General features: G+C 61.7%; 7 protein-coding genes. All 7 read right to left on the bottom strand.

Going from position 1 to position 6651, the window contains the following annotated elements; translation table 11 throughout:
* Positions 1–2 precede the first annotated feature (2 nt).
* The 7 genes from ASH01S_RS14460 to ASH01S_RS14490 all read right to left on the bottom strand — a co-directional run bounded on the left by ASH01S_RS14460 (position 3) and on the right by ASH01S_RS14490 (position 6582).
* Positions 3–752: a hypothetical protein gene (locus ASH01S_RS14460; protein ID WP_067929161.1), complete on the bottom strand. Its 750-nt coding sequence runs from the start codon at positions 750–752 to the stop codon at positions 3–5.
* Entirely contained in the window at positions 739–1479 is a 741-nt protein-coding gene (locus ASH01S_RS14465; protein ID WP_067929162.1) for a polymer-forming cytoskeletal protein, read from the bottom strand. Before ASH01S_RS14465 ends, ASH01S_RS14460 begins: the two co-directional genes overlap by 14 nt.
* Positions 1476–2144, bottom strand: coding sequence for a YhbD family protein (locus ASH01S_RS14470; RefSeq protein ID WP_067929163.1), 669 nt, complete (start codon positions 2142–2144; stop codon positions 1476–1478). The genes ASH01S_RS14465 and ASH01S_RS14470 overlap by 4 nt, the downstream gene beginning before the upstream one ends.
* Positions 2145–2378: 234 nt before the next feature.
* Positions 2379–2942: a zf-HC2 domain-containing protein gene (locus ASH01S_RS14475; protein WP_067929164.1), complete on the bottom strand. Its 564-nt coding sequence runs from the start codon at positions 2940–2942 to the stop codon at positions 2379–2381.
* A 15-nt stretch (positions 2943–2957) separates the two neighbouring features.
* A complete protein-coding gene (locus ASH01S_RS14480; RefSeq protein ID WP_067929165.1) occupies positions 2958–3887 on the bottom strand; it encodes an NADP-dependent oxidoreductase in 930 nt (309 codons plus the stop codon).
* A 150-nt stretch (positions 3888–4037) separates the two neighbouring features.
* The gene (locus tag ASH01S_RS14485; protein WP_083517213.1) at positions 4038–5156 is read right to left on the bottom strand and encodes a LacI family DNA-binding transcriptional regulator; all 1119 of its coding nucleotides are present in this window, start codon (positions 5154–5156) and stop codon (positions 4038–4040) included.
* A 67-nt stretch (positions 5157–5223) separates the two neighbouring features.
* On the bottom strand, positions 5224–6582 hold the full coding sequence (locus ASH01S_RS14490) for a GH1 family beta-glucosidase (protein WP_067929166.1): 1359 nt from the start codon (positions 6580–6582) through the stop codon (positions 5224–5226).
* Between the last annotated feature and the right edge of the window lie 69 nt (positions 6583–6651).

The raw sequence follows: 6651 nt of genomic DNA on the forward strand, positions 1-6651 counted from the left end.
CCTCACACCTGTACAACTTCTTCGACCTTGGCGTCATCCGCCTGATGATAGACCGATTTGTATTCCACCCGGCGAATCCGGCAACCCGATCCGATGTCCACTTGGTCCCCCCGGACCACATCCGCCTCGGTGTCCTCCAGCGTCACCACATCGCCCTCGATGGCGCTGGCGGTAAGCCGGTTCGAGGCACTCCCACGCGGGTGGATGATGCGGTGGATGGCCGCCACAAGATCGCGGCGCCTGCGCACCTCAATCCGTTCGGCGCCGATTTCCCTGACCACGCATGGCAAGCCCGGGTTGCCCAGGTCAAAACGGATGATGCCCGCGTTGAGCAGGCCCTCTATCTGCACCCCACCGCGGCAGCAAAACCACTCCGCCTGGCAGCCTCCGTCCACCGTCACCACGCCGTGAATGTTCAGGGTGTCCGCCGCCAGATCCCCATGCACCTCCATCAGGCCAAATACCCGCACCTCGCCGCCGTGCACATCATCGCTGGCGCTCAGCGTGCCAAACACGTGCATGGCTTTGGTGTCAAGTCCATGCCGCACATCCAGGGTGCCAAACACGTGCAACGAATCCGCGTCCATGCGGCCGGCCAATTCCGCCTCCCCATGCACCTTGAACCGGCGACAGCGGCAATCCCCCTGAATGGCACCGCTGCCGAGCACGTGAACGTCCCGGTACATCCCGGGACCCAAGGTGCCTTCGCCCGTGATGCGCACATCGCGCACCCCTGCCTCACTCTGATGCATCCGGACCGCCCACCCTTCGCTCTTCGGTAACGCGCGCTTCCGGGGCCTTTTCCAGGGACCCGGTATACTCGACCAGCCCAATCTCGCAGCCACGCCCGATGCGCACGTTTGCTCCGCGCACCACCTGCGCCTGCGTGTCCTCCAGGTAGACCTCATCCCCTTCAATCACCCAAGCGGTCAGCTTATGCCGGCGGAACGGGTGGATCCACCGGAACCAGCCACGCCGGCGCGCCGACCTAATGGAGACATGGCCACCGCCTATCTCCCGCACCTGCGAGGGACCGTAGAGGTCGATTTCCAGCCGTCCCACGTTGAGCAGTCCATCCACCGACAACACGCCGCGCAACCGCATCTGCTCGGCTTGGAAGTCGGCGTCGGCGCGCAGCACGCCTTCCATCTCCACCCGTTCCGCCTTCACAGGCCCCGCCACGGCGATCCGTCCGTGCACTGACAGCAGTTGGATGTTAATCTGCCCATCCACCGAGGCGCTGCCATGCATGGCCATCTCTCCCGCCGCCACATCCCCGTGGCAATGAAAGGTTCCGTGCACGGCCAGCCTCTTCGCCTGTACATCCCCCATCACGCGGCAGGTGCCGTGGGCGTCCCAGCGCTCACAGGTGATGTCTCCCGAGACGCGCCCGGTGCCGTGGATGCTCACGTCACGAAAGACACCACCGGAACTCGACCCTATGCCGTGAATCACCAGATCACTGCCCGCCTGCTTCACATCTTCCCCTCCGTTTCCTGCGCCAGTTTCATTTTCAGCTCTTCGACGCACTCGGCCAGGTGCAGGTGGACAGCCACATGAGACGCCGCATCCCACCACACCTCAGCCGGGTTCGCCAGCAAGCAACACATGGTCACTCCCAGCTTGCGGACGACCAACAGGTCGCATGCTCGCCCTTCCAAGCGCGGGTAATGCTCAATCAGCACCTCAATCATCAGTCCCGCCTCGTCCAGGTTCACCGTCCCCGTCCGCAAAGCTTGATCCGCAGCGTAGACGGAGAGGATGTGTTCAAACGTCAACACAGGCGGGTTGCCCGCACGGTTGTTCAGACAGTCGAGGGCGGTCTTCGTAACAATGTTTCGTTTCAACAACTCCTGCGGAGACAAAGTCAACCGCGCCGGATTGGGCGAAAACATCGCCGCCATCTCATCGAGCGACAGGTCGTCCTTCATCGATTGGATCTTCTCGATGCGCGCCAGAATCTGCTGTCGGGGAAAGAATGTTTCCTGTCCCGTGAAGGTGGAGCGGCGAATGAACCACTCCTCCGGAATCAGATTTTTTCGCTTCCAGCGGTACAACTGTCCGTACGAGATGCCGGTCTGTTCCAGCAGTTCTTTCTTCGAAATCAGGTCTTCATCCGTATGACCATGCTGACCCGCATCCATAGGCACCCCTCCGCGCATTAGTGTAACATAACATTGTTACGTTAAGCAAGCCGGGAATGATGCTCAGCTGTGCTCATCCTGTCTCGCGTTCTGTCTGGTGTCCCGGTCTTCAGCACGCTGGAAGGAATAAAAGAACAGGGCTCACGAACCCATGAACCCTGATTTCTGTGGCTGTTTTGTACACTGCCCCCGTTTATCTTATGCTTACTTTCGGGGTGAAAATGGCATTGGCGTTCACAGCATCCGCCCCGGCCTCGCCAGGCTCGTCTGCGCCGCCTCAAACGCAAGACGGGTGGCTTTGTCCAAATGGCGCAAATCCATCCCCGCCACGCCCCGCACACGCTCCAGGTGCATCGCTGACCGCGTAACCTCGCTGTGCACGTCGGAGGCGAGATGGGACCCGAGACGCAGATCATGATGATGCAGCCAATGCGGCAGCAGAAACCACGCCATCACTGCGGTCACTGCCAGCGGCGCGGCCGACAGGCGCACCCGCCAGCGGGCTCGGGTGGGCGGCGCTTGGGATTCCTGGAGCCAATCGGTCCCTTCCGCGCGCATCCACTCGAGGACTTCCCGGTATTCGCGACAGTCCTGCCGACACTTCGGACAGGTGCGCAGGTGCCGCTCGAACCGCTTGCGGTCAAATTCATTCAGGTCACCCAAGACGTAGCGGACAGCCAACGAACAGACGTCGACCACCGGCGCCACGACGGCGTCCACCTCCTCAGGAAACGGAAGCGCCCACACGGGCAGCGGACTTTGCACAACAAGAAGGCCGGTCTCAGGTTCCGGCCCCATGACGGCGTCACGTCTTCACCTCACTTGCAGCACAATCTTCCCGCGAGCGTGATGGCTCTCGCTCAACTCGTGGGCCTTCGCCGCCTGTTCCAACGGAAACACGTGGCCGACTACCGGACGCACTCGCCCCTGCTCCACAAGTTCGCCCAACTTGGCCAACTTCTTGCCGTCCGGTTCCAGAAAGAAGTACTCAGCGCGAACCCTGTGTTTGGCAGCGGTATCGGGATCAGGCGGATTGATAATGGAAACGAGGATGCCGCCGGGCTTGAGCACATCGTAACTGCGTCGCTGGACGTCGCCACCCATCGTGTCCAGGACGATGTCGTAGTCCCGCACCCGTTCCACAAAATCCTCCTGGACATAGTCGATGACAACGTCCGCTCCCAGCGATCGGACGAGATCGAGATTGCGTTCGCTGACCGTCGTGGCCACATAGGCGCCGTACGCTTTGGCGATTTGGATGGCGTACACCCCGACACCGCCCGCCCCGGCGTGCACCAGCACCTTGTCGCCGGCTCGCACCTGGGCCGTATCCACCAGCGCCTGCCAAGCCGTGAGGCCAGCCAGCGGGATGGAGGCCGCCTCCTCGAAGCTGATATTCTTCGGTATCGGCGCCACCAGCCGTTCGGGCGCCGCCAGGTATTCGGCATAACTGCCGTTGCGTTCGATCGCCGGACGGGTGAACACCTTGTCCCCCACTCGAAACTGCGTGACGTTCCATCCGGTCTCTACCACGACCCCTGCGGCATCCCACCCGAGGATAAGCGGGAACGTGTAGTTCAAGCGCTGTTTCAAATACCCCTCACGAATCTTCCAATCAACCGGGTTCACCCCGGCCGCATGCACTTCAATCAACACGTCGTCCGCGCCAATCGCAGGCCGCGGCAGCTCTCCGTACTTCAACTGGTCCCTGCCGCCGTACGCTTCGATGTAGACCGCCCTCACGTCGCAGCCCTCCCTGCCAGGTTGTCCGCCGGATACTGGCCGACCGGCGGACCCGTCTTGATGGCTTGCTCGTGTCCGCGTCTATTGTACCATGCTGAAGGCAGGGCCACACCGTACCTGCGACGGTTCCCTCAACGGCGCCAAAGGCCCCTACAACGAGGATCCGTCCGTGTCCAAGGCAAATTCGGCCACTGGCTCGCTCAACCCTCCGACGCTGGGTCGCAGACACCTCGCAACCGATTCGCGAAACACCAACTCGCCTGCCAGCAGCAGCTTTTCCCGCGGGGCTTCCGGGTGTTCAAAGCGCCTGAGCAGCATGTCCACCGCGCGCATGCCCATCTGTTCCTTGTCTACGCGAATGGTCGTCAGCTTGGGCTGCACCTGGACCGCCTCGTCGATGTCGTCGAATCCAGTGACGGAAACGTCCGCCGGCACCTTCAGGCCCAACTGGCCGAGACCTTGGATGACGCTGATGGCGACTCCGTCGTTCGCGCAGACGAGCGCCGTCGGCAGACTGCCCTCGGCCATCAGGGCCCGCGCCCACTGCGCGATGCGGCGCACGTCCGCCCCCCGGTCGCGCCCCATATCGCGGAGCAGTTCCGGCGATTGAGTGAGCGGAATCTGCGCCTCTTCCAGCGCCAACCGGAACCCTTCCCAGCGCATGCGGAAGCTCTGAGAGTAGTGCAGGTCACCCACAAACTGCAACCTTCGGTGGCCGGAGGCGATGAGGTATTCGGTTATGCGCTGTCCAGCCTCCATGTTGTCGGCAAAGATGCTGTCGCTGGGAATCGAGGAGCCCTGGTGGTCGACCAGAATGAACGGAATGCCGAGCTGATGAATCTCCAACAACATGGGGCCGGGAATCATCCCCACGCCGACGATGCCGAGCAGACCGTTGGGATTGAGCACCTGCAGCAGGTTCTCGGCCGAGTGCTCGGTGATGATGATCATCCCGAGGCCGCGAGCGCGGATGGCCTGCGTGATGCCATCGATGATGCGCCCCCAGTAGGGTGAACCCCGGTGCTGAAAGCGGACGTTGGGCATCAGCACGACGATGGTGTTGCTCTTGCGCTGACTCAGACTACCGCGTGAGCGTGCGGCCTGCTGCGGGGCTCCCTGCAGGAAGTACCCCAACTGCATGGCAATCTCGACGATCCGTTGGCGGGTCTCCTCGCTCACTCCACTCTGCCCTGATAACGCTTTCGAGACTGCGTATTTAGAGACCCCCGCCTGATCGGCAATCTGTTGCATGGTCACACGTTTGGCCACGTCGCTCCCCCCACCTGGCGCCGCTCTGCCGGAAGGCGAGAGGCCAAAATAGCGGCCCCCCGCGCGGTCAGGCGCGCACCTGACTGCTGTGCGCTGCTATCTGCTCACTGAACCAGCGACCGCTATCCTTGACAACCCGCTTCTGCGTCTCGTAATCGACGTAGACCATGCCGAATCGTTTCGAATACCCCATCGCCCACTCAAAGTTGTCCATGAACGACCAGAGAAAGTATCCCTTGAGGGGCCCGCCCTCGTCGATAAACCGTTTGGCCGCCTCCAGGTGATCCGCGATGTAATCCACGCGGCGCGGGTCCTTCACGCGCCCATCGACAAGCTCATCGGCAAACGCGGCCCCGTTCTCGGTGATGTACAGCGGCAACTCGCCAGTCACGTTTTGGATCCAGGTCAAGATGCGATACAAGGAATCCGGATGAATCTCCCATCCCATCTCCGTCCGGTTGTCTGCCGGCGCTTCCAAGGTCCGGACGCCGAAATCGGTGTCGTCTGGATCGGCCGCGACGACACTGCGGGTGTAAAAGTTGATGCCGAGAAAATCGATTGTCTGCGAGATGACGTCGAAGTCGCCAGACCGAATGAAGTCAAACGGTCCCACCCGCTGTTCGACCATCCCTTGAAACGCCTCGGGATAGCCGCGGCCCACAATGGGTTCCAGGAACCAACGGTTGTTGAACGCGTGCGACACTTCAGCCGCCGCTTTGTCCTCCGCGCTGTCCGTGGCCGCGTCCACCCAGGTGAAGTTGAGCGTGATACCTATCTCCCCTTTGTGGCGGCTCGCCCTATGCGCCTGTACGGCCAGGCCATGGGAATAGAGGATGTGGTGCGCCGCCTGGAACGCCTCTCGCCAGTCGGTGTGGCCGGGGGCGTGTACGCCAAATCCGTGGCCGAGGAAAGCCGCGCACCACGGCTCATTGTGCGTGATGAACGAAGCAATCCCGTCGCCCAGTTGATCATAGATGAGTGACGCGTACTCAGCGAAATACTTCGCGGTGTCCCGGTTGGACCAACCGCCCTTGTCCTGCAACCACTGCGGCAGGTCCCAATGGTACAGGGTCGCAAACGGACGGATGTCCGCCGCCTGCAGGGCCTCCACGAGTCGCCGATAGAAGTCGAGACCTGACTCGTTTTTCACACCTTTTTCAGGGGAAATCCGCGGCCAAGCAATTGAAAAGCGGTAGGCCGGGATACCTAACTCCTTCATCAACGCCACGTCTTCTTGGTAGCGGTGATAGTGATCGCACGCCACGTCACCGGTGTGGCCCTGGTACACCTTGCCCGGGGTATGGGAGAACCGGTCCCAAATGGATTCCCCGCGTCCGTCTTCGTGGACCGCCCCTTCAATCTGATAGGACGCGGTCGCGGTGCCAAACAAAAAGCCAGGCGGAAACGCAATGAACTCTCGTGCCATCAGCAGCCATCCTCTCTGCAAGCAATAGACACTGTTCAGATTAGCGCTATTCGCCCGCTTACGCCAACT

This window comes from Alicyclobacillus shizuokensis NBRC 103103 (assembly GCF_001552255.1).
Taxonomy (GTDB): domain Bacteria; phylum Bacillota; class Bacilli; order Alicyclobacillales; family Alicyclobacillaceae; genus Alicyclobacillus_G; species Alicyclobacillus_G shizuokensis.

Coding starts and splice junctions, on each gene's coding strand:
- ASH01S_RS14470 (WP_067929163.1), bottom strand. CDS start 2,144: ATGGATGCGGGTCAGCATGGTCATACGGATGAAGACCTGATTTCGAAG.
- ASH01S_RS14490 (WP_067929166.1), bottom strand. CDS start 6,582: ATGGCACGAGAGTTCATTGCGTTTCCGCCTGGCTTTTTGTTTGGCACC.
- ASH01S_RS14460 (WP_067929161.1), bottom strand. CDS start 752: ATGCATCAGAGTGAGGCAGGGGTGCGCGATGTGCGCATCACGGGCGAA.
- ASH01S_RS14475 (WP_067929164.1), bottom strand. CDS start 2,942: ATGGGGCCGGAACCTGAGACCGGCCTTCTTGTTGTGCAAAGTCCGCTG.